Origin of the sequence: Neisseria dentiae (assembly GCF_024580525.1) — a bacterium.
In the GTDB taxonomy this organism is placed as follows: domain Bacteria; phylum Pseudomonadota; class Gammaproteobacteria; order Burkholderiales; family Neisseriaceae; genus Neisseria; species Neisseria dentiae_A.
In genome coordinates this window covers 146,943-170,289 of the sequence record NZ_JANIKQ010000002.1, presented here as the reverse complement: position 1 = coordinate 170,289, position 23,347 = coordinate 146,943, and the positions used below count along the sequence as shown (strand labels likewise).

General features: G+C 52.4%; 20 protein-coding genes and 2 pseudogenes. 10 read left to right on the top strand and 12 right to left on the bottom strand.

Translation table 11 applies throughout. The annotated features are described in order from the left end of the window. A partial coding sequence (locus NQ012_RS02780) for a transposase (protein WP_257066017.1) occupies positions 1–434 on the top strand: 434 nt, incomplete at its 5' end. A 171-nt stretch (positions 435–605) separates the two neighbouring features. Here the strand turns inward: NQ012_RS02780 and NQ012_RS02775 are convergent. The 3 genes from NQ012_RS02775 to moaC form a co-directional block, all read right to left on the bottom strand. Beyond that, on the bottom strand, positions 606–1,271 hold the full coding sequence (locus NQ012_RS02775; RefSeq protein ID WP_085366352.1) for an isochorismatase family protein: 666 nt from the start codon (positions 1,269–1,271) through the stop codon (positions 606–608). A gap of 437 nt (positions 1,272–1,708) precedes the next feature. Continuing rightward, entirely contained in the window at positions 1,709–2,458 is a 750-nt protein-coding gene (locus NQ012_RS02770; protein ID WP_257066015.1) for a HesA/MoeB/ThiF family protein, read from the bottom strand. 20 nt (positions 2,459–2,478) lie between these two features. Further along, positions 2,479–2,979, bottom strand: a complete 501-nt coding sequence (moaC, locus tag NQ012_RS02765) for a cyclic pyranopterin monophosphate synthase MoaC (protein WP_085366336.1) — start codon at positions 2,977–2,979, stop codon at positions 2,479–2,481. Between the two features lie 445 nt (positions 2,980–3,424). Between moaC and ppc the strand changes: the two genes are divergently transcribed. From ppc to NQ012_RS02745, 3 genes are all read left to right on the top strand, one after another. Then, positions 3,425–6,130 (top strand): phosphoenolpyruvate carboxylase, encoded by a 2,706-nt coding sequence (gene ppc, locus NQ012_RS02755; protein ID WP_257066011.1) that lies wholly within the window; start codon positions 3,425–3,427, stop codon positions 6,128–6,130. A 293-nt stretch (positions 6,131–6,423) separates the two neighbouring features. Continuing rightward, complete coding sequence (locus NQ012_RS02750; protein ID WP_257066009.1) at positions 6,424–7,305, top strand: hypothetical protein; 882 nt, start codon at positions 6,424–6,426, stop codon at positions 7,303–7,305. Positions 7,306–7,402: 97 nt separating this feature from the next. Then, positions 7,403–7,756, top strand: coding sequence for a hypothetical protein (locus NQ012_RS02745; protein WP_257066007.1), 354 nt, complete (start codon positions 7,403–7,405; stop codon positions 7,754–7,756). Positions 7,757–7,819: 63 nt separating this feature from the next. On the opposite strand, the pseudogene NQ012_RS13125 reads toward NQ012_RS02745, so the two are convergent. The 8 genes and pseudogenes from NQ012_RS13125 to NQ012_RS02705 form a co-directional block, all read right to left on the bottom strand. Further along, positions 7,820–8,029: pseudogene (locus NQ012_RS13125) on the bottom strand (DUF3418 domain-containing protein); the annotation flags it as partial. A gap of 28 nt (positions 8,030–8,057) precedes the next feature. Then, entirely contained in the window at positions 8,058–8,459 is a 402-nt protein-coding gene (gene vapC / locus NQ012_RS02735; RefSeq protein WP_257066006.1) for a type II toxin-antitoxin system tRNA(fMet)-specific endonuclease VapC, read from the bottom strand. A 2-nt stretch (positions 8,460–8,461) separates the two neighbouring features. Then, positions 8,462–8,686: a type II toxin-antitoxin system VapB family antitoxin gene (vapB, locus tag NQ012_RS02730; protein WP_257066005.1), complete on the bottom strand. Its 225-nt coding sequence runs from the start codon at positions 8,684–8,686 to the stop codon at positions 8,462–8,464. Positions 8,687–8,808: 122 nt separating this feature from the next. Continuing rightward, a complete protein-coding gene (locus NQ012_RS02725) occupies positions 8,809–11,592 on the bottom strand; it encodes a DUF3418 domain-containing protein (protein ID WP_257066004.1) in 2,784 nt (927 codons plus the stop codon). A 128-nt stretch (positions 11,593–11,720) separates the two neighbouring features. Next, complete coding sequence (locus NQ012_RS02720) at positions 11,721–12,842, bottom strand: DNA methyltransferase (protein ID WP_257066003.1); 1,122 nt, start codon at positions 12,840–12,842, stop codon at positions 11,721–11,723. Between the two features lie 89 nt (positions 12,843–12,931). Then, the gene (locus NQ012_RS02715) at positions 12,932–13,861 is read right to left on the bottom strand and encodes a DNA adenine methylase (RefSeq protein WP_257066002.1); all 930 of its coding nucleotides are present in this window, start codon (positions 13,859–13,861) and stop codon (positions 12,932–12,934) included. Positions 13,862–13,995: 134 nt separating this feature from the next. Beyond that, positions 13,996–15,390 (bottom strand): ATP-dependent RNA helicase HrpA, encoded by a 1,395-nt coding sequence (gene hrpA / locus NQ012_RS02710; RefSeq protein ID WP_257066001.1) that lies wholly within the window; start codon positions 15,388–15,390, stop codon positions 13,996–13,998. A 98-nt stretch (positions 15,391–15,488) separates the two neighbouring features. Continuing rightward, a complete protein-coding gene (locus NQ012_RS02705) occupies positions 15,489–16,493 on the bottom strand; it encodes a S49 family peptidase (protein ID WP_257066000.1) in 1,005 nt (334 codons plus the stop codon). Positions 16,494–16,516: 23 nt separating this feature from the next. Between NQ012_RS02705 and NQ012_RS02700 the strand changes: the two are divergent. Then, positions 16,517–16,798, top strand: a pseudogene (locus NQ012_RS02700) (hypothetical protein). Here the strand turns inward: NQ012_RS02700 and NQ012_RS02695 are convergent. Further along, positions 16,758–17,198: a DUF4124 domain-containing protein gene (locus NQ012_RS02695; RefSeq protein ID WP_257065999.1), complete on the bottom strand. Its 441-nt coding sequence runs from the start codon at positions 17,196–17,198 to the stop codon at positions 16,758–16,760. The pseudogene NQ012_RS02700 and the gene NQ012_RS02695 sit on opposite strands and share 41 nt — an antisense overlap. Before the next feature lie 261 nt (positions 17,199–17,459). On the opposite strand from NQ012_RS02695, the gene guaB reads away from it, so the two are divergent. The 5 genes from guaB to proV all read left to right on the top strand — a co-directional run bounded on the left by guaB (position 17,460) and on the right by proV (position 23,204). Continuing rightward, positions 17,460–18,923 (top strand): IMP dehydrogenase, encoded by a 1,464-nt coding sequence (guaB, locus tag NQ012_RS02690; protein WP_257065998.1) that lies wholly within the window; start codon positions 17,460–17,462, stop codon positions 18,921–18,923. A gap of 226 nt (positions 18,924–19,149) precedes the next feature. Beyond that, positions 19,150–20,436 (top strand): phosphopyruvate hydratase, encoded by a 1,287-nt coding sequence (gene eno, locus NQ012_RS02685; RefSeq protein ID WP_257065997.1) that lies wholly within the window; start codon positions 19,150–19,152, stop codon positions 20,434–20,436. Positions 20,437–20,446: 10 nt separating this feature from the next. Then, positions 20,447–20,722 (top strand): cell division protein FtsB, encoded by a 276-nt coding sequence (ftsB, locus tag NQ012_RS02680; protein ID WP_085367060.1) that lies wholly within the window; start codon positions 20,447–20,449, stop codon positions 20,720–20,722. Between the two features lie 240 nt (positions 20,723–20,962). Continuing rightward, on the top strand, positions 20,963–21,577 hold the full coding sequence (locus tag NQ012_RS02675; RefSeq protein ID WP_257065996.1) for a hypothetical protein: 615 nt from the start codon (positions 20,963–20,965) through the stop codon (positions 21,575–21,577). Between the two features lie 421 nt (positions 21,578–21,998). Next, on the top strand, positions 21,999–23,204 hold the full coding sequence (gene proV / locus NQ012_RS02670) for a glycine betaine/L-proline ABC transporter ATP-binding protein ProV (protein WP_257065995.1): 1,206 nt from the start codon (positions 21,999–22,001) through the stop codon (positions 23,202–23,204). Positions 23,205–23,347 lie beyond the last annotated feature (143 nt).

Sequence of the window (23,347 nt, the reverse complement as noted above, 5' to 3'; positions counted from 1 at the left end):
TTGCTGATCTGGACAAACAGATTGCCAAATACAACGACAGCAATTTTGACGGCAAAAACAAAATCATCGGAGAGATAAAAGGCGTAGGCGACACCACTTGCGCCACCTTGATGTCGATGTTGCCCGAGCTGGGGCGGCTGCCGCACAAAAGCATTGCCTTACTGGTCGGTGTCGTTCCGCCGGCCATGCAAAGCGGAGAATCGGTTGGGAAACCCGGCTGTATCGGCGGCAGGATGGAAGTCCGCAATGCGCTGTATATGGCCACCCTGACCGCCAGCCGTTTTGAGCCGAAAATCAAAGCATTTTACGAACGGCTTATCGGCAGAGGAAAGCCGTTTAAAGTAGCCATCAATGCGTGTATGCACAAACTGCTGAGAATTCTGAACGCACGGGTACGCGATTATCTCTGTTCAGACGGCCTGCAATACGCTTGATTAACCGTGTTTGATGTTGCTGACTGACGAGTTGGTAACACAGTTGCTAGTTAGCATAAAAAGAGGCCGCCTTTTCAGACGGCCTAAAAGTGCTCTTACAGATGGGAGTGTCTGCTAAGAGATTCCGATAAATTTAAGCTGGAGAAACTTTCAAACGGGTAAGGATTCTGCTTAAGAAGCCTTGCTCATCAGTAAAGGTGCACCGGCAGCGATGGCTGCGGGGATTTCGTCGGTGTCGGTTACCACGGTGATGCCGGCTTGGCGCAAAGCGAAAACGGCTTTGAGTGTGGCCTCGGGCGTGTAACCGCGGCAGGCGGCAAGGTTGACGATGATGTGCCAGTTATCGTTATACCAAGCCAAGTGTTGTGCGGTTTCCAAAACGGCGTGTTCGGTTGCCAGGCCGCCGAGAATAATGGTTTGGGCGTTTTGGGCATAGAGCCATTCGATCAGACCGGTGCTTCGGCTTTCTTTGCTGTCGTGAAAACAGGCGCTGGCGGCTTTGTCGCCTTCGGTTTCGACGGCGTGGTCGTAATCGGCGGGGCAGGGCAGGCCTTTGAGCAGGTGGGTTCCGCGGCAGCTTGCGGCATGGGGGAAATGGTTTTCCAAGCTGAAGGTGAAGAGGTTGCGCGCAGCGTGTTCTTGACCGCCGCACAGGCTGGCGCACAGGGTTTCTTTGGCGGTTGAGGTGTTTTCTACCAAAACGCGTTTTTGGGCGAAACGTGCCTGGCGGTTTAATTCGGGCACGATGTTTTCAGGCTGGTGGACACATTGCTGGTCGTTTGCTGCAAAGCAGGAAAAACGGCATTGCGGTTGGATGTCGATAGCGATGGTAGTCATGATGTTTGCCCCTTGAAAAGTTTGCTGCTGTGCTCTGATAAACGGAAAAAATTTTGGACAATCGGTTTGTTTTCCGATGAACGGCATATTATCAAGACAAACGCATTTGTGCCAGTAATTATTTTCAAATAGTGAAATTATTTTTTTGGTTAATATTTATGGGCTGCTTTTTCAGACGGCCTGATAATCGGTATTTATTTAAAACGAATAATTTAATTATTTGATTTATTTTAATAAAATTGTTTTTGGTGTGATAAAGCCAAACAATAGATGGGCAGAGATGGAGTTGCTTTTATGCGACAAGAAAATAATTTTATCGGCATAAAAGAATATTTTGGTGTTTGTTTTCTTTGTAAAACAATCAGATAACTTGATTTTTGCTGTCAGAATAATTTTACCGTCGGCATATTTTTCAGATAAACGGTGAATTTCAGCGGTTAGTGCGGACGGCCGCAAACGGTGCATTGCGGATTACGGGCGAATTCGATCTGCTGCCATTCGTTGTTTAGTGCATCATAAATATTCAGCACGCCGCAGCGGCTGCTGCCCGCGCCCGTTAATATTTTCAGCGTTTCTACAGCTTGGCTGGTGCCGATGATGCCGACCAGCGGGGCGAATACGCCGAATACGGCACAGGCGCCGTCGTCTGCCTGATCACCGTCGAACAGGCAGGCATAGCAGGGCGAATCGGGCAGATCGGGGCGGTAAACGGCAAGCTGGCCTTCGAAACGCGCGGCGGCGCCGGATACCAGCGGCGTGCGGGCGGCGACGGATGCGCGGTTGATTGCCCGGCGGGTAGGAAAATTATCGCAGCAGTCGATGGCGATATCGCATTGCTGCATCAGATCGTGCAGGCGGGGTTCGTTTAGACGTTCGTTTAAAGCGGTGATGTGCGTGCGGCTGTTGATGGCGTTCAGACGGCCTTTCATGGCTTCGGCTTTGCTGCTGCCGAGATCGGCTTCCGAAAAAGCGGTTTGGCGTTGCAGGTTGGTTTCGTCAACCGTGTCGCTGTCGGCGATAATCAGGCGGCCGACACCGGCGGCGGCCAGATAAGGCAAAACGGCCGCGCCCAGCCCGCCGCAGCCCACCACCAATGCCGAGGCATCAAACAGCTTCTGCTGGCCTTCGATGCCGATTTCTTCGAGCAGTATGTGGCGGCTGTAACGCAAGAGGTCGCGGTCGTCCATCTATATATAATAAGTTGGGGTTAGTAGTTGAGGTTTTCGAGACTGGTGTCGAATGTGAACGTGCCGCTTTTGCCGCCGGTTTTCTCTTCGAGGTGGATTTGCGAAATCACCATGCTTTTATCCACGGCTTTGAGCATATCGTAAATGGTGAGCAGCGCGATGTTGACGCCGGTTAAAGCTTCCATTTCCACGCCGGTTTTGCCTTCGGTGCTGGCGGTAACCACGGCTTTTACGCGGGCAAGCTGCACATCAACGTTGAAATCCACACGCACATGGGTGAGGGCGACGGGGTGGCACAACGGAATCAGAAAGCCGGTTTGCTTGGCAGCCTGGATGCCGGCCACGCGGGCGATGCCGAGCACGTCGCCCTTATTGGCGGAGCCGTCCACAATATATTTGATGGCATCGGGGCCCATGTTGATATAGCCGCTGGCGCGCGCCACGCGTTTGGTGGGGGCTTTTTCGCCGATATCGACCATATGGGCTTCGTTATTTTCGTTGAAATGGGTTAAGTCGATCATAGTCGTTTCCTGAATGTGTTTTAAATTAAATCGTTAAAGCCGCCGGAACACAACGGCATAGCGGTTTATTTTAATGGATTTTCGGGGTGGGGGCTATGGTTACCCGCTGAATTATTTTCAGACGGCCTGAGACCTTTGCAAAACCCCCATCTGCGGCGCATTCCTGTGTTGTGTGTTTATGCCCTTTAGGGTACTGCTCGCTTGCCTATCTACCTGATATGTCTGCGCTCGCTGCGCTGCTATGCCTTGAACTGCATCCACATTTGGAGATTTTGCAAAGGTCTCGGCCTTTTGCATCTTTTTGTTTGAAAAGCGATTGTCAACAAATCCTAGCCTGCCATTCACTTATATCAAATTACATTTGACTACATTGCTAACAATGATGGTTTCTTGTTATACCTTGCTATACAATGGTTTGCATCGATAACGTTAAGAAAGAAACCTTATGCGCCTCCACATTCTCAATAATCCCAAAGACGCTCCGCTGGCAGCCGATGCCGAGTTTCTCACTCAAGCGTTGTTCAGGCTGCTGCACAGCGAAACCACCGAAATCGTGCTCAACACCGTGAAAACGCTGGCCGACTGCGAAGACAGTAGCGCAGTTATCGAAGAAGTGCTGCCACAGCTCAACGAGCGGCAAACCCAAAACCTGATTCTGGCCTGCGGCCTGTTTGCGCAAATGCTCAATATCGCCGAAGACGTGCACCACGAACGCCGCCGTTTGGCACACGAGCAGGCCGGCAGCAGTGCCGCCGCCGGCAGCGTGGCCGACACCGTAAACAAACTGCGCGAACATCAAATCGACGCACAAACCGTGCAGCGCCAACTCGACAACACCTATATCGCCGCCGTGCTCACCGCACACCCCACCGAAGTGCAGCGGCAGGCCACATTGAATTTCCACCGCCGCATCCGCGCCCTGCTGCCCAAGCGCGAACACTGCAACAGCGCCGAAGCGCTGGAAGAGCTGCAAAGCGAGGTGGACGCCACCTTGCTGGCCTTGTGGCAAACCAGCGAAACCCGCCATTTCAAAATCACCGTTAACAATGAAATCAACAACGGCGTGTCGATTTTCCCGCTCAGCTTTTTCCAAGCCCTGCCCAAACTTTACCGCAGCATGGAAAAAACCTTTCAGACGGCCTATCCCGGCATCAAAGTGCCCAATATTCTGCAAATCGGCGGCTGGATAGGCGGCGACCGCGACGGCAACCCCTTTGTTTCCGCCGACACCCTGCGCCACGCGTTCACCCGCCACGCCGACACCGTGTTCCACTACTACCGCCGCCAACTGAGCGAACTTTACGACGACCTGCCGCTTTCGGTGCGCCGCGTCAGCGTGAGCGAAGGCGTACTGGCATTGGCCGCACAATCGCCCGACACCGAAATCGCCCACGAAGAAGAACCCTACCGCCGCGCCATCGCCTACATCATGGCGCGGCTGATTGCGCGCGGCCAACAGCTCGGCCTCACCCTCGGCTGCCATTTCGGCTTGCTCGAACCCTATGCCGATGCCGATGAATTTATGGCCGACCTGAAAACCATGCAGCAATCGCTGCGCAACAACCGCAGCGGCCTCTTGGCCGAAGCCCGCCTGGCCGATTTAATCCGCACCGTATCCGTGTTCGGCTTCTATATGATGCCGCTCGACTTGCGCCAACACGCCGACAAACACAGCGAAGTGGTGGCCGAGCTGTTTGCCCATGCCGGTTTGGAAAACTACAACACCCTCACCGAAAAAGAAAAACAAACCGTGCTGCTGCGCGAATTGCAAAACCGGCGCCCGCTCTACAGCCCCTATGTGAGTTACAGCCAACACACCCAGCACGAACTGGCGATTTTCCACGAAGCCCGCCGCGTGAAAAACGAATTGGGCGAAAAAGCCATCAACCAAAGCATCATTTCCAACTGCGAACAGCCCAGCGACCTTTTAGCTTTGGCCCTGCTGCTGAAAGAAAGCGGCCTCTTGGTGTTGCAGGAAAACGGCAAACCCCAAAGCCGCATCAATATCGTGCCGCTGTTTGAAACCATCGAAGCACTCGAAAACGCCTGCAACGTGATGGACACCATGTTTGCCCTGCCGTGGTACCGCGACCTGCTCGAAAGCCGCGGCAATATCCAAGAAATCATGCTCGGCTATTCCGACAGCAACAAAGACGGCGGCTATGTGAGCAGCTCGTGGGGGCTTTATCAGGCCGAATTGGGGCTGGTGGAACTGTTTGGCCGCTACAACGTGCGCATGCGCCTGTTCCACGGCCGCGGCGGCAGCGTAGGGCGCGGCGGCGGCCCCTCTTACCAAGCCATTCTCGCGCAGCCCGAACACAGCGTGGCCGGCCAGATACGCATCACCGAGCAAGGCGAAGTGATTACCGCCAAATATGCCGACGCAGGCAACGCCCGCCGCAACCTCGAAACCCTGGTGGCCGCCACACTCGAAGCCAGCCTGCTGCCGCAGAGCCAAACCCCCGACGGCAAACTGATGCAGGCCCTTTCCGACAGCGCCTTCAAACACTACCGCGCCCTGATCACCGCCGACGGCTTTATCGACTATTTCCTGCAAACCAGCCCCATTCAGGAAATCGCCACCCTCAACCTCGGCAGCCGCCCCGCCAGCCGCAAAACACTCGCGCGGATTCAAGATTTGCGCGCAATTCCGTGGGTGTTTTCATGGACGCAAAACCGCCTCATGCTGCCCGCATGGTACGGCTTCGGCAGCGCCGTAGAAGAATTGTGCAGCCAAGACGCAGGCCGTCTGAAAGCCTTGCAGGAGCACGCCCAAAACAACCCCTTCTTCCAAGCCATGCTTTCCAATATGGAACAAGTGATGGCCAAAGCCGATTTAACCCTGGCCGAAAACTACGCCGCCCTGAGCGAATCGCCCGAGCGCGCCGCCGAAATCTTCGCCCTGATTAAAAGCGAATACCTCAAAAGCCGCCAAGCCCTGCTCGATATATTGCAAACCGACGAGCTGCTCAGCGACAACCGCAGCCTCGCCCGCTCACTCGCCCTGCGCATCCCCTACCTGAACGCCCTCGGCGGCCTACAGGTAGCCCTGCTCAAACGCCTGCGCAAAGACCCGGGCAATGCCCACCTGCTGCAAATGGTGCACCTCACCATCAACGGCGTGGCACAAGGCTTGCGCAATACCGGTTAAGATTGGATGGGCGAAAAAAGGCCGTCTGAAAAACTGCTTGGCAGGGTTTCAGACGGCCTTGTCGGGTTTGCAGGTTGGTTCGTATTGCGAGCGGTAGGGTGTGTGGCGCAAGCCACGCACGCGATGGGTGGAAACTCAAACAACGCGTGCGCGCCAAGGGCGCACACCCTACACATGCAGGCTACGCTTGCTATACATGCAGGCTATGCTGGCTGGGAGTATTACAAAAGTTTTATTCTTTGATTTTTTGAAATATAATTACAAAATTAAATTTTGTAAGGAAATATTTTATTATGTCTCAACGAATTTTTCATCTATATCGTTATCAAATTATTCCTAATGAACGCATTCAAGAAAAGCTCCCATTATCAGAAAATGAATTATCTGTCGATGAAGTAATTCAACGTAAAAATGAATTTTTTATTGAGGCATTTAGGTATATTGCATTACACAGCATATTAGATGAAATAGATGATACTAGCCGCAAATTAAGAATTAAAGAAGTTTATCCTGCACAAGAAAAAGTAAATAATCAATTTTATATATTTAAAGTTGCAGCCTGCAAAACTGTAACAAGGGAAACTGAAAACTTTGAAACAATGTCCGAAGAAGATTGGCCCCGTGTTTATGCAATTGTTTGGAATGATGATGAGCAACAAATATTAGCATTAGAGCATCGGACAAGTGCATTTAATAAAACTAATACTCTAGCTAATCTGCTGACAAAAAGATTAAATGAAGTATTATGTAAATATAATTTAAATGTTCAAATATATCCTATTTTTGATGAACAATCCTTTTGGCAATTAGTACAAGGGCAAAAAGTTGAGCAGATAGAATTTAAAATGGTTACTCCTAATATGGCGAATATTTCAAAAGCATTGAGTGATGACTTGAAAGCATTAGCCAAATACTCAAATTCTGCCAATACAGAATTAACTATGAATGCTCCTGAAAATGGGGAATTAAATTTATCTCCAGAATTGCCACAATTACAAGATTTAGTAGATTATAGTAGCAAAGGGGGAGGGAGTATTAGAGTAAAATATAAAGGGGTTAGAACTAAAAAAGATACTACAAATACCCATTCCAGTATTATTGCAGATGAATATACAGTTGAAGTATCTCCGATAAGCTTACTAGAAAGAATTAAAGATTTCTTCAAAGTTAGATGATTAAATCATGATAAGTACTGTTACTAGCACGGCAGCTAAATCTTTCGTAATTTCTCTTATTTTATATTTAATACAATATTTAATAGGAGTTTATTTTATGGGGGAATTTATGCGTTCAAATTTATTAAATATTTTAATAACACTAATGGCTATAAATACAGCTACGGTGGCTGTTATTTTATCAAAGTTATATGAAATAAGTAGACTGTATAATCAAAAAATTAATGATTCATTTAAGAATACAAAAGCGCAGTTATTGCTTTCTATACGAGAACAAGTTACTTTAATTGGTGCTGCTTTAATTTTATCTATTCTTTCAAAGAAAAATAATTGGAGTTTTGAACCTGTATTGATAAATGCTGGATTAGAAATTTTATTATCAACAGTATTCATTTATTCACTTTTTATCTTATACGATACAGCCGTAGCAGTATTGGAATTTTATGAATAAAGTTTAATAAAATCATAAATATCATTAATATTTTTCAGGCTGTCTGAAACCCTTTAAGCAACTTTATTTACTCGACAAAATCCACTCCTTCGCCAACCTCTTCACCGACACCGGATACGGTGTTTTAAACTCCTGTGCAAACAGCGACACGCGCAGTTCTTCCAGCTACCATGGAAACATCTTCAGGCCGTCTGAAAGTGGTTGGCTTTGTTTTTGCAGGGTATCGGCTTTTTCCTGCCACATTTGTTTCAAATCTTGAATATTCGCATCGCGCGGCGTGTTTGCCGTATCGTGTAAACCGTTAAATCGTCCAATTCTCCAACCGCAGTCCATCCACCCATTCAAACTCGCGTAGGTTATTGCTAACCAATATCAAGCCTCGGCTGCGGGCGTGTCCGGCAATCAACACATCGTAATGTCCGATGGGTGTGCCTTGCTTGGCCAGCTCGGCGCGGATTTCGGCGGCATGGGCGGCAGCGTGTGCGTCAAAATCCAATACTTCCAAACGTGCGGCCATGCTCTCGACCACGGCCAATGACTTGGCTGGGTTTTCAGATTTTTCTGCGCCATATAGCAATTCTGTTAAGACGATGCTGCTGATGCACATATGATCTTGGTGTTTTTGAAACTGCGCGCGTACGGTGGCGGGTTTGTTTTTGATGGTGTAAATGCAGATATTGGTGTCGAGCATATAGCGCAGCATGGTTAGAAGCTCTCCCGCTCGGCTTGGAAGGTAGCTTCTCGATCGGGAAAATCGGCTTGCGGCAGTTGGTCGAACCAATCGTCCCACAGATTTTCACTGGGGGTGAGCAGGCGGGATTTGCCGATCACGACAACGGAAACTTTTTTCACGTCTTCAGGAAAGGCAACGGCTTTTGGCAGGCGTACGGCTTGGGTTTGATTGCTTTTGAAAATAGTGGCTTGGGTCATGGTATACGCTCCTTGTAGATACTTCGGATAAGTGTAACATGGTTTTCAGCCGCAGGCCGGATATTTATGTCCGATAAAAATAAGCATGCGGTATCCTGTGGTGTCGGGCATCAATGCCCGACCTACTTCAAACCCTCCCACTCCTTCACCAATCTTTTCACCGACACCGGATACGGCGTTTTCAACTCCTGCGCAAACAGCGATACGCGCAGTTCTTCCAGTTGCCATTGGAACATTTTCAGGCCGTCTGAAAGCGGTTGGTTTTGTTTGATTAACGCATCCACTTTTTCCTGCCACATTTGTTCCAAGGCTTGAATATCGGCTTCGCGCGCGGCGTCGCGGGCGGGGTTGCCGCTGTATTTTTCCATGCGCAGGGTCATGGCTTTGAGGTAAACGGGCAGGCGCGGCCATTGGCTCCAGGGGGTGCGTTGGGCGAAACCGGCAGTGAGCAGGTTTTGCATACGGCTGCGCAAAAGTGCGGCGAGCGGGTGTTTGCCGTTGCCGAGTTTGGCGTTCAGTTCGGCGTAGGCGGCGGCGGTGTCTTGCAGGTAGCGGCTCACGGCTTCTTTGACGGCGGGCAGGCGGCTGCGGGCGCGTTTGATTTGTTCTTTAAAGGCTTTTTCGCTGCACGGTAATTCGTCGTCGCCGATAAAGGCGCGGTCGCAGATGGCGGCGGTGAGGTCGTCGCGCAAGGTGTCGGCGCTGATGTGTTTGAGCAGCATGGCGGCTTGGGTGAAACCTTGGATGCCTTTGTTGAGGTCTTTCATATGCTCTTTGAGCTGGAGCTGCATCAGGGCGATGACGCCTTGGCGGTGGGCGGCTTGGGCGGCTTCGGCTGTGTCAAACAGGCGTAGGGCGATGTTGCCGTTTTTTTCTTTTTGCAAGCCCAAATAGCCGGTGAGCTGCTGTTTGCCGCGGGCGAATTTGATGGATTCGGGCAGGGTGCCGATGTCCCATGCCGTTACGTTGTCGCGCTCGAATTCTTGGGTGTTGTCGCGGAAGGTAACGGCGGCGGCTTGGCCGAGTTCTTGTTGCAGCCCGGCCAGGTTGCGGCCGATGGCCAGCTCCTGCCCGCCGTCGTCGATGATGCGCAGGTTGAAATAGCAGTGTTCGGGCAGTTTGAAGGCTTGCCAGTCGTCGAGATTGATTTGTTCGAGCAGGCGCATATCGCCGGCGGTTTTGGCGATAAAGCGGGCAAGCTGGGGGATAACCGGCTCTTGGCGGTTGGGATGGCTTTCTAAAAATTGGGTGATGAATTCGGGCACGGGCACGCAGATGCGGCGGATTTGTTTGGGCAGGGCTTTGATCAGCAGTTGCAGTTTTTCGCGCAGCATGCCAGGCACCAGCCATTCGAGCGCGGGGGCGGAGAGACGGTTGAGCACGGTAAGCGGCATGGTGAGGGTGACGCCGTCGAGCGGGTGGTGCGGCTCGAAGCGGTAGCTGAGTTTGAATTTGCCGTCGGGTGTTTTATAGAACTTGGGAAATTGTTCTTCGGTGATGTGCGCGGCGGCGTGCTGCATCAGGTCTTCTTTGCTGAGAAACAACAGGCGCGGGTTTTCCTGCTCGGCTTGCTTTAACCAGCTTTGGAAGGTGCGGATGTCGGCGAGGGGTTTGGGGGTTTCAGACAGGCGTTGCCGGTTCAGGCCGTCTGAAACCGTAGGTCGGGCATTTATGCCCGACGGGGTTTGTGCGGCCGCGTTGCCTGTGTCGGGCATCAATGCCCGGCCTACGTTGTTTTCAGACGGCCTATACATTTCAGGCAGCCGTTGATTGTAAAAATCAAACAGCGCTTCTTCGTCCACCAACACATCCTGCTTGCGCGATTTGTGTTCCAGCTCGGCGATTTCGCGGATCAGCTTTTTGTTGTGGACAAAAAAATCGGCTTTCAAATCGCATTCCTGCGCCACCAGCGCGCTGCGGATAAAGATTTCGCGCGCTTCTTCGGGCGCGACGCGGCCATAGGCAACGGGGCGGCGCGGCAAAACCATTAAACCGTAAAGGGTTACCCGCTCGCTCGCCACCACTTCGCCGCGCTTCTGCTCCCAATGCGGCTCGAAATAATGATATTTCACCAAATGCGGCGCCTCCTGCTCGATCCATTCGGGCTGGATGGCGGCCACATCACGGGCATACAGCCGCGTGGTTTCGGTGAGTTCGGCGGCCATCACCCATTTGGGCTTGGATTTGAACAGCGCGGAAGCGGGGAATAAATGAAAGTGCGAACCGCGCGCGCCGGTGTAGTCGTGGCCGTCGGGCGATTTCATGCCCACGTTGGCGATCAAGCCGGTGAGCAGGGCGCGGTGGATTTGTTCGTAGCCCGCTTCTTTGGCGGCGCGGATTTGGGCGCGGTGCTGCTTTTTATCCAGTTGTTTTTGTTTGAGTTTGGCGGATAAATCTTGGTCGCCTGCCTGTTCAGACGGCCTTAATTGCTCTTGCACGGGCGGCCGTCTGAATGCCTGCTCTTTGCTGGCCAAACCCATTTCAATGGCGATTTCGGCCAATTGGCGGTGCAGCTCGCGCCATTCGCGCATCCGCAGGTGCGATAGGAAATATTGGTGGCACCACTGCACCAACTGTTTGTTCGACAAGCCTTTGTCGCGCTCGCGCTGGAAGCTGTCCCAAATATTCAGATAGGCCAGAAAGTCGGACTGCTTGTCGGTAAACCGCTCGTGCGCCTTGGCAGCGGCTTCGCGCGCCTCAAGTGGCCGCTCGCGCGGGTCTTGAATGGAGAGGGCGGAGGCAATCACCAAGATTTCCGCCATACAGTCGTGCTTTTTCGCCGCCAACAAAATGCGGGCGATTTTCGGATCGATGGGCAGCCGCGCCATTTGCTCGCCGAGTTTGGTTAGGCGGTAGCGGGGGGGGGTTGGGGCAATATCGTGTTGTTTGATTTCAGTATGTTGCATAAGGATAATATTATGTACGTCGAACATGTATACTTGATATTTTTAATTATTGATCTCCGCTAGGCATGAATACTGATTATGCTTTATCTGGATCAATGTTAATCGTATTTATTCGAGCATACACACATTTAATCATCACTTTCTGCTGCTTGACGAAGTGCCAAAAATGCCTCTTTTAGCGTTTGACTGACCGCAGAGTCTGGTTCACTCAAAACTAGCCCTTGATAAGCGTTGAGGTACTCAGTACGGATGCGATGAAACAAGTGTAGGAAGTGTCTTAAGAAGCCTATGCAATCGAGAATGGCAATTTCAGAGCCATCCGTTTTCTCATAGAATGTCGCAGCGTACTCGGCCACGATTGGGTCAATCACATCTGTTGTTACAAATAGGTAGTTGTGAATTTTGTTCGGCGCTCTGGCTATCTTGGTTACTGCCGCGTCGATGTCGTCTTGCGAGACACGCTTCATCTTCATTTCATAGACAGTAACGATTGAATTCTCGCCCGTCAAACAGATTTCCACATCGCCCAGCGAGCCAGTTTGAAGATCAGCAGCATTGTGCGAGTTCAGGGGTAGTATGGTTTCCAGCAATCGCGCCCCTGCTGCCTCATAGGCGGCAGCGACCACTAGAACCGGTAGGCGGCTAGCATTCTTGCAAGCAAGGTGTTGACTTATCAGTGTGACGATAGCTTCCGACGAAAGAGGTAATGCACCCTCGGTACGGTTTAAGGCATCTAGAAGGGAAACCATGCGAGCCAACTTTTCATCGCGTAACAGCATCAGTACACGCACGGTTTCGACAAATAGTACATCAGCAGTGATACGTTGAAGGGCTACATCTTCCAGTAGCTCAAGCGTCTTTTTGTAAAGGTCACGCGGTCTACCAACAAGCTCCCGATCGGTGGTCAGTGCATGGTTGATATTGCGTAGAGTCGGGGTTAGAAAGGCAGTTGTCGGATTAACCGGTAGTCGGTGTGCATTGATGAAATTGGTCAGATAGCGTTCGTCATAGGTACGTCCGGAAAAACTGTCAGCTCCACCAATCTCGGTATAGGGCTTGCGCGGATCGACATTGGGCTTGTCCAGTTTTCCCAACAAACATGACATGAGCAGCCGTACCCCAGCGCGGTTGCTCATACAGCGGCATATGTAATCAACACGCTCTTTGATTACTGGATCCGTGATAACAGAGACATTCAATGTGGCGACGGCACGCTGTTGAATGTTTTCTAATATTTCTTTTGGTGTCATTGAAGCTCTCTTTACTTATATAAATGTAGATAGCTCAGAAAGTGTACCTGTCGTCAGAATGATATTAATAGCTCGTGTGCAAGTAGCTCTCATTCAAACAGTTCTTTTTGATTTTTAGGATCATAGTTTGTCCAGAGGACTTCTGAGCGTTTGCCTTTGGTAGAGTGAATTGTTTTATCCGGACCTTGGGTCTTAAACCAACGTCCTGGTTTGAATAGCTCATCCATCAGCGGATGATTATATCCTGACACAGCCACCATACCTTTACATTCATTGACCACTTCGGCAAATTCCCGATGCTGGTTCTCGTCCATTTCGAAACCGTAAGCCTTGGTATCGCTACGTGTAGCATGGAGATAGGGAGGATCGCAATAAAAAAGTGTCTTGGGGCTATCATAAAGACGGATTACATCAATGGCAGGACGATTTTCGATTTGGACTCGAATCAGTCGCTGGGCGATTTCATCTAGAGAGCCCACGCCGCCAAGCCAGCGCGAGACAACACCAGACATTCCCGCACGGCTTGTATCTTTACAGTTTGCCCAGCGTCCAAGGGAAGCAGTCTGAGCAAGTCCGGTTCGGGTTTGTCGGGCTTTGATGTAGAATTGTCTTGCTCGCTCTATGTTGTGATTCTCATTTACTTGGTTGTTGATTGCTAAGTGGTACTCTTCACGCGAAAATGGTGTCAAAGCAATCGCCCTCACAAGTTCTTCTTGATGATCTCGTAGAACCCTGAAGAAATTCACAACATCGCCATCAATATCGTTATATGTCTCGACCGGTGAAGGTTTACGATTAAGTAAAACTGCACCGGAGCCAGCAAAGGGTTCGCAATAATGATGGCAAATTGGAAGTAAAGGGAGCAGCCAATCAAGGTGGGAAAACTTTCCTCCATACCAGCCAAAAACAATACGTCGTTGTTTATGTATACGAGGTAATGTGATGTTGTTGGTATTACCTTCTTCTAGCATGTTCTCATCAAGGAAAATAGGGGATGTGCGTCTTCCTTTTGATGTCATAGATTGTTTGTCCTTATCAATTTAGTTTTCTACAGCATTACCTGTAATTGTGGCACATTACTAGGTTAAATCTACAGCTGGCTTAATCTATATATTGAAAAATAGTATCAGAAAAGCCAATTAGCCTAGCATTTTCAGACGGCATCCTCCACCGCCCCCAATTCCAACAACACCTGAAACCCGTCGTTGATATACCGTTGGTCGGGCGCTTCGAGAAACGGAAACGCCGCCACGTCGCCCAGGTTCAGTGCGGCCATGCGCAGGATGACGGCGGCTAGGTTGCTGCGGATGATTTCGGGGTCGGTAAACGCGCTGCGCTGTTCAAAATCTTCTTCAGAATACAATCGGATGCACACGCCGGCGGAAACGCGGCCGCAGCGGCCGGAACGCTGGCGGGCGGCGGCCTGTGAAATTTTTTCCACATGCAACTGCTCCACTTTGGCGCGGGCGGAATAACGTTTTACCCGCGCCAAGCCGGTGTCGATCACATATTTGATGCCCGGCACGGTGAGCGAGGTTTCGGCGACGTTGGTGGCCAATACGATGCGGCGTTTGGTGCCGTTGGGGTGAAAGATTTTGTGCTGTTCGGCGTTCGACAAACGGGCGAACAGCGGCAGGATTTCGTCGTGGCGGCGCAGCGGCGACTTGCGCAGGGCTTCGGCGGCTTCGCGGATTTCGCGTTCGCCGGGCAGGAACACGAGAATATCGCCGCTGCCCAAATGCGCCAGCTCGTCGGCGGCATCGACGATGGCATCGGCGATTTCGATTTCCGCTTCGTCTTCGTCTGCCGTGTGCAGCGGCCGGTAAAGGATTTCGACGGGATAGGTGCGTCCGCTCACTTCCAGCACGGGGGCGTTATTGAAATGCTTGGAAAACCGCTCGGCATCGATGGTGGCCGAGGTGATGATGATTTTTAAATCGGGGCGGCGCGGCAGCAGTTGTTTCAGGTAGCCCAGCAGAAAATCGATGTTCAGGCTGCGTTCGTGCGCTTCGTCGATGATGATGGTGTCGTAAGTAGTGAGGTAGCGGTCGGTTTGTGTTTCGGCCAGCAGGATGCCGTCGGTCATCAGTTTCACATAGGCATCGCGCGAGGTGTTGTCGTTGAAGCGCACTTTGTAGCCGACCGTTTCACCAATGTTGCTGCCCAATTCTTCGGCAATCCGCTCGGCAACAGAACGCGCGGCCAGGCGGCGCGGCTGGGTGTGGCCGATTAAGCCCGCCGTACCGCGCCCGAGTTCCAAGCAGATTTTCGGCAGTTGGGTGGTTTTGCCGGAGCCGGTTTCGCCGCAGATGATGGTTACTTGGTGGTTGGCGATGGCGGCTTTGATGTCATCCAAACGCTCGTGCACCGGCAGCGTGCCGTCGTACTGCGGCTTGGGCAGCGCGGCTTGGCGTTTTAAATAGATTTCGTGCGATTTGCGGTATTTTTCTTCGACTTTGGGCAAGCCGCCGAATTTTTTCGGATTTTTGAAGGCGGTTTGCAGAAAATGGCGGTCTTTGGCGAGGGTTTGGGATAAATCGGGCTGCATGGGAGGGGATAGAAAGTTCTGCTAAAACAAAGGGTGTAGATTATAACAGAAGGCCGTCTGAAAAGTTTTCAGACGGCCTCGGTTTGCGGCAAGGCGGTTTACCAGATTTTGCTGCCTGCGGCTTCCAATCCTGCTGAAATGCCGGCGCGCAGGTGGCGGCCGAAGAGTTGGCTGAGGCTGTCTTCGGGGGTGTAGTCGATGAGTTTCGGGGCTTTGATCACATCGCGCGATACGCTGTAGATGCTGCCGTAGCCGTCGATCAGGCCGGCGGCTTTGGCTTCATTGCCGGTGTAGATACGGCCGCTGAAAATATCGGGGTTTTCTTTTTCTTTCAGTCGGTTGCCGCGTCCGAGTTTGACGGCTTTGATGAATTCCTGATGAATGTCGGCGAGCATCTGCTCCCAAATGCGGGTTTGTTCGGGCGTTTCGGGAGAGAACGGGTCGCCCATGCCTTTGTTGCTGCCTGCGGTTTTGAGGCGGCGTTTCACGCCGAGTTTGTCCATCAGGCCGGTGAGGTCGAAACCGCCGCCGATTACGCCGATGCTGCCGACCATGCTGGAGGGGTCGGCGTAGATTTTGTCGGCGGCGGCGGCGATGTAGTAGCAGCCTGATGCGCAAACGTCTTCGGCAACCACATAAAGCGGAATGTTGCGGTTTTTATATTCGTTTTTCAGACGGCGTATTTCGTTAAAGGCGGTGTTGGACACCACGGGCGAGCCGCCGGGGCTGTTGGCACGGATGATGATGCCTTTGACTTTGTTGTTTTTATAGGCTGCTTCGAGACTGTCGCGCAGCATGGCGGTTTGGTCTTCATATTCGTCGCCGATGGCGCCGGTGAGGGAAATGACGGCGGTGTGTTCTTCGGATATATTGACCAGTTGGCTGCCGGGGGCGCTTTGGCTGCTGCTGCACGAGTTGGCGGCGATGGCCAGAAATACCAGCACCCACAGGGCGCGCCAAAGGTTGCGCCAGAAGCGGGCGCGGCGCTGCTCTTTATAGGCTTCGAGCAAAACGTCGCGCAGGGTGTTGCGCTCCCAGCTTTCGCCTGTGCCGGGGTTGGCGGGCGGTGTGTCGTTGTTGTTATTGCGGATGCGGTATTGCATAAAACGGGCTTTCTGATAATGAAATGCCGTTTATTGTAGGCGAATCGGGGCCGTCTGAAAACCGAGCGTTGCTAGTGCGGCTTTCAGACGGCCTGAGACCTTTGCAAAACCCCCATCTGCGGCGCATTTCTGCGTTGTGCGCTGCTCGCTCGCTTGCCTAACTTCATGTTATGTCTGCGCTCGCTGCGCTGCTACGCCTTGAACTGCATCCGCATCTGGGGCTTTTGCAAAGGTCTCGGCCTGTATTTTTGCGGTTTGTTTGCTTTAGTTGCAGAATTTGCCGATATCGGCATCGTAGCGTTTGATAAACTCGTCGCGGTTGGCCACACGGGCGGTTTCGGCAAACTGGCGGTTGAGGCGGGCGGTTTTGCAGTTGTCTTCTTTCTGCTGGCGGTTTTGTTCTTCGATTTTCTTGTTTTGTTCTTCGATTTTTTTGTTTTCCTGGCTGATGGCATCGTTCAGCTGTTTTTGTTTGTCGGCCAGCGAGCCTTCGCCTTCGGCGGCTTGGGGCGCGGGCGGCGGCGTAACGGTGCGGGTGCGCACGTTAACGGTTGATGCGTTGGAAACTTTCAGGTTTTGCGGCACATCGGAATAGCTGGTGCTGCCGTTTTTGCTTTTCCATGTGTAAACCTGGGCGGCGGAAAACTGCGCCGGCAGCAGCAGGCAGGCGAGAACGGCGGTGCAGGTGGTGCGGGTAATGTGCATGGTTTTTCTTTCTTTTGTGTTTTCGGAATAGGTTTTCAGACGGCCTTTATTATATTGTTAAATCAGGTAAGTGTCATAACAAGTGTATTATTTGGCGATATAAAGGCCGTTACTGTTTGTATGGTTACAACGGTGGCGGTTTGGCGGCGGCGGTGTAATTTTCTTAAATTTTAGGTGGTTTGCCGCGGCAAACGGCTGTTAAGCGGGCGGCGGATTTGGTACAATGCCGTGCATCTTGCACAAACCGAAAGCCTGAGCATCATGCGTATCGTTGAAAAAGCCTATACCTTTGATGACGTTTTGCTGGTTCCCGCACATTCCCAAGTGCTGCCGCGCGACGTTAAACTCCAAACCCCGCTCACACGCGGAATCACGCTCAACACCCCCTTGCTCTCCGCCGCGATGGACACCGTAACCGAAGCCCGCTTGGCCATTTCGATGGCGCAGGAAGGCGGCATCGGCATCATCCACAAAAACATGACGCCCGAGCGCCAGGCCAATGCCGTGGCCAAAGTGAAGCGCCACGAAAGCGGCATCGTGAAAGACCCGGTAACCATCAAGCCCGAAATGCTGATCCGCGAGTTGGTGGAAATGCTCTCGAAGCGCAAGCGCAAAATGTCGGGCCTGCCGGTGGTGGAAAACGGCAAAGTGGTGGGTTTGGTAACCAACCGCGACCTGCGTTTTGAAAAACGTCTCGACCAGCCCGTTTCGGCGATTATGACCCCGCGCGAGCGCCTGGTTACCGTGCCGGAAGGCACGTCTATCGAAGATGCGCGCGACGTGATGCACGAGCATAAAGTGGAGCGCGTGTTGGTGGTGAACGGTGATTGGGAGCTTAAAGGCCTGATTACTGTGAAAGATATTCTCAAAACCACCGAATTTCCCAACGCCAATAAAGATTCAGACGGCCGCCTGCGCGTGGGCGCCGCGGTGGGCGTGGGCGCGGATACCGACGAGCGCGTGAAAGCGTTGGTTGAAGCAGGTGTGGACGTGATTGTGGTTGATACCGCCCACGGCCACAGCCAGGGCGTACTCGACCGCGTGAAATGGGTGAAACAAAATTACCCGCAGGTTCAGGTTATCGGCGGCAACATCGCCACGGCACAAGCTGCGCGCGATTTGGTGGCTGCGGGCGCGGATGCGGTGAAAGTGGGCATCGGCCCGGGTTCCATCTGCACCACCCGTATTGTGGCCGGCGTGGGTGTGCCGCAGTTAACCGCCATCCACAATGTGGCCGAAGCCTTGAAAGGCACGGGCGTGCCGCTGATTGCCGACGGCGGCATCCGTTTTTCGGGCGACATCGCCAAAGCGCTGGCCGCCGGTGCGCACTGCGTGATGCTGGGCGGCATGTTTGCCGGCACCGAAGAAGCGCCGGGCGAAATCGAGCTGTATCAGGGCCGTTCGTATAAGTCTTACCGCGGCATGGGTTCGCTGGGCGCGATGAGCCAGGGTTCGAGCGACCGTTATTTCCAAGACAAGGAAGACAGCGCCGACAAATATGTGCCCGAAGGCATCGAAGGCCGCGTGCCCTATAAAGGCCCGATTGTGCAGATTATCCACCAGCTGGTGGGGGGGCTGCGTTCGAGCATGGGCTATCTGGGCTGCAAAACCATTGCCGAAATGCACGAAAAAGCCGAGTTTGTGGAAATCACTTCCGCCGGCATGAGCGAATCACACGTTCACGACGTGCAGATTACCAAAGAAGCACCGAACTACCACCGTTAACCGGTATCGAGGCCGTCTGAAACGTTTCAGACGGCCTCGTGTCAGGCTGCGGCTTGACATCAAACAAGTTTTACCCGATTTGCCGCGCAAACACTCGTTTCGGGCGGCGCGAATCGGTATAATCGGCGCCGTAATATTATTTCAGCGTAAGCGGCTTCAGGTTCGGTTCAAGGCCGTCTGAAAAAGATTTTTTAAATGTAACAGCTTAAACCTTCAGGAGACTTTAATGAGCGCAATTGTTGATATTTTCGCCCGCGAAATTCTGGATTCCCGCGGCAACCCCACCGTTGAGTGCGACGTATTGCTGGAAAGCGGCGTGATGGGCCGCGCCGCCGTGCCCAGCGGCGCCTCCACCGGCCAAAAAGAAGCCCTGGAGCTGCGCGACGGCGACAAAAGCCGCTATTTGGGCAAAGGCGTATTGCAGGCGGTGGAGCACGTTAACAACGAAATTGCCCAAGCCCTGATCGGTTTGGACGCTTCCGAGCAAAGCTATATCGACCAAGTGATGATTGAGTTGGACGGCACAGACAACAAAGGCCGCTTGGGCGCCAATGCCACCTTGGCCGTTTCGATGGCCGTTGCCCGCGCCGCCGCTGAAGACGCCGGCCTGCCGCTTTACCGCTACTTGGGCGGCGCCGGCCCGATGGCCATGCCCGTGCCGATGATGAACGTGATCAACGGCGGCGCACACGCCAACAACAGCCTCGATATCCAAGAATTCATGATTATGCCCGTGGGCGCGAAAAGCTTCCGCGAAGCCCTGCGCTGCGGTGCCGAGATTTTCCATGCACTGAAAAAACTGTGCGACAGCAAAGGCTTCCCCACCACCGTGGGCGACGAAGGCGGCTTTGCACCTAACCTGGGCAGCCACGAAGAAGCCCTGCAACTGATGCAGGAAGCCGTGAGCGCCGCAGGCTATACACCCGGCGAAGACGTATTGTTTGCCTTAGACTGTGCTTCCAGCGAATTCTATAAAGACGGCAAATACCACCTGAGCGCCGAGGGCTTGGCTCTGAGCAGCGAAGAGTTCGCCGACTACCTCGCCAGACTGGCCGACACCTATCCCATCATCTCTATCGAAGACGGCATGGACGAAAACGACTGGGTAGGTTGGAAACACCTCACCGAAAAACTCGGCAAACGCGTACAGCTCGTGGGCGACGACCTTTTCGTAACCAACCCCAAAATCTTGGCCGAAGGCATCGAACAAGGCATCGCCAACGCACTGTTGGTTAAAGTGAACCAAATCGGCACCCTGAGCGAAACCCTCAAAGCCGTTGATTTGGCTAAACGCAACCGCTACGCCAGCGTGATGAGCCACCGTTCGGGCGAAACCGAAGATTCCACCATCGCCGATTTGGCCGTGGCCACCAACTGCATGCAGATCAAAACCGGTTCCCTGAGCCGCTCCGACCGCATGGCCAAATACAACCAGCTGCTGCGTATCGAAGAAGAGCTGGCCGAAGCCGCTTACTACCCCGGCCGCGCCGCGTTTTACCAACTGGGCAAATAAGGCGTAACGCATGAAGTGGGTAACACTGGTTTTAATCGCCGCCATCACATGGTTCCAGTACAGCCTTTGGATTTCCAAAGGCGGCTGGCGCGATATGTGGCGCTTGCAGGATAAAGTGGCCGAACAAGGAGAGAAAAACCAGGCACTCACCTTGCGCAACAACGCCTTGCAGGCGGAAGTGGACGACCTCGCCAAAGGGCAGGATGCCATCGCCGAAATCGCCCGCGTGGATTTGGGCTATATCCAAAACGGAGAAACCTATTACCGTTTGGTGTACCGCCGCTGATTTGTTTTGGTTGCCAAAGGCCGTCTGAAAGATAAGTTTGCTTTCAGACGGCCTTAATTTTTATGGCAACCGTATGGCGTTTTAAACGTGGGCGCCATGCTTGGGATCAGCCAGAGTAGGTAAGATATCGGGCTTAAGCACGAGCATGATGCAGATGTTTGCAGATGCCGATATGGATTTTGCAAAGGTAAACGGCTATATTGCCGGCAATATACATATTTTCGATAAGCAGGAGCGGGTATGGATTTATCAATGACGGTAATGATTGTGGCATCGGGGCTGATTCATATGTATGCGGGCGTACTGCTGTTTTCGGGGCGAGACCGCCGCAACCCGTGGCAGAGCAAAGACAATGTGATTGCCAACACGCCCGACAAAAATATTTTTGCATCGGGCATTCTCTGCCTTTTGGCAGGCAGTTTCTGGATGATGCCGCTTTATTATCTGGCCAAGCTGCCCACTTTCACGGGCATGGTGGCGTTTATTTCGTTTGCCTTGTTTGTGCTGTCCTGCACCGTGTTCCATGTGGCCGCGGGCTTTGCGCTGTATGCGTATAAAAAAGACCAAACGGGCGACAACCCCACGCAAAACATCATCAAAATCTATGCCTTGGTTTATATTTTTTGGGCGGCGGTGTATTCGCTGGCCATGATGTCGCTGGGGCTTTTGGGCGTGTTGGACATGAACGCCTTTCATTATCTGACCCTGCCGCTGCCTGCGATTCTGATTATCCAGCTCGGCTTGGGCGTGAAATTGAGAAAAACGGCTTATTTCACGGATATATCCGGCACGCTGGCGGTAATGGTGTCGTTGTTGTCCACCGTGAATATTATGGTGTCGAACCAGATTCAATAGAAACCGTTTTTAAAAGCACAGGCCGTCTGAAAACATATTCAGACGGCCTGTGCTTTTAAAAACAGCCCCTTTAAGCTTTGAATTCTAAATAATCATAATAATCTGTTTTAACAACATCTTTTAAATTCTCAAGCCTATTATATTCAATCATGAATGAAAAATAATCATTTTAAAATAAATATCAAAATATTTAATTTTATTTAAAAAACAAATCAAATTGTCTAACAAAATCATTTTAAAAAGAAATTTTTGAAAATTGCCTATGCTCTGTGCTTGGCGGAATAGGGTGGCGTGCGTCATATTCAATAGCTTTTCACTTTTAAACATAGGGAAATGAATTGCTAATTTCAATTTTCAAACTTGAATCCGGGCGTGGGTTTCTGTTAGGGTAAAAAAACAGTTAACCCGCTAGAAGATTGAAATGACTGAAAAATCTACGGCCAAACTCACGGTTAAGAATCTTTACAAGATTTTCGGCCCGCATCCGAAAGCGGCGCTCAAGCTGCACGGCAAAGGTTTGTCGAAAGAAGAAATTTTTGCCGAAACCGGCAGCACGGTGGCGGTGGCCGATGTGAATCTAGAAATCTACGAAGGCGAGATTTTCGTGATTATGGGCTTGTCCGGCTCCGGCAAATCCACGCTGGTGCGCCTGTTCAACCGCTTAATCGAACCCAGCGGCGGCCAAGTGCTGATTGACGGCGAAGACGTGGTGGCGATGGATGAAGCGCGTTTGCGCCAAGTGCGCCGCGAGAAAATCAGCATGGTGTTCCAATCGTTTGCGCTGATGCCGCATCTGACCAACCGCCGTAACGTGGCGTTCGGGCTGGAGCTGGCGGGCGTGGAGGAGGCCGAACGCAACCAGCGGGCGCAGGCGGCTTTGGAACAGGTGGGTTTGGGCGCCTACGGCGACAGCTACCCCGACGAGTTGTCGGGCGGTATGCGCCAGCGGGTGGGCTTGGCGCGCGCGTTGGCGAACAATCCGGCCATTTTGCTGATGGACGAGGCATTTTCGGCGCTCGACCCGCTGATCCGCACCGAAATGCAGGACGAGCTGATTAACCTTCAGGCGCATGAAAAGCGTACCATCGTGTTTATTTCGCACGATCTCGACGAAGCAATGCGCATCGGCAACCGCATCGCCATTATGCAGGGCGGCAGCGTGGTGCAGGTGGGCACGCCCGACGAAATCCTGCGCCAACCCGCCAACGATTATGTACGTTCGTTTTTCAAAGAAGTGAACGTGTCGCAGGTTTACACCGCCGGCGATTTGGCGCGGCGCACGCAGTTGACCTTTCCGCACCGCGCGGGGCAGGACAATATGCGCAGCTTTTTGAAGCGCATGCGCGACCACGACCGCGAATACGGTTTTCTGCTCGACGATGAAAAGCATTTTGTCGGCGTGATTTCCGCCGATTCGCTGAAAGAGGCCATCGGCCGGCAGGAGCCTATCCGCGCCGCCGTGCTGCCGGATTTGGCCGCCGTGAAGGCCGACACGCCGATACGCGATATGCTCAACACCGCCGCCCAGTTTCCCTGCCCGGTGCCGGTAGTGGACGCACAGGGCCGCCACATCGGCTCGGTAAGCAAGGTGGCGCTGCTGGAAACACTAAGCCCGCCGGAAGAATAGACAGGCGGCTTGCAGCGGTTCAATACAGATACAGCGGATTAACTTAACTTTCGCTACGGCGTTGCTGCGCCTTGCCGTACTACTTGTACTGTCTGCGGCTTGCTGCCTTGTATCGAAGTAATTGAATCCGCTATATACCGGAT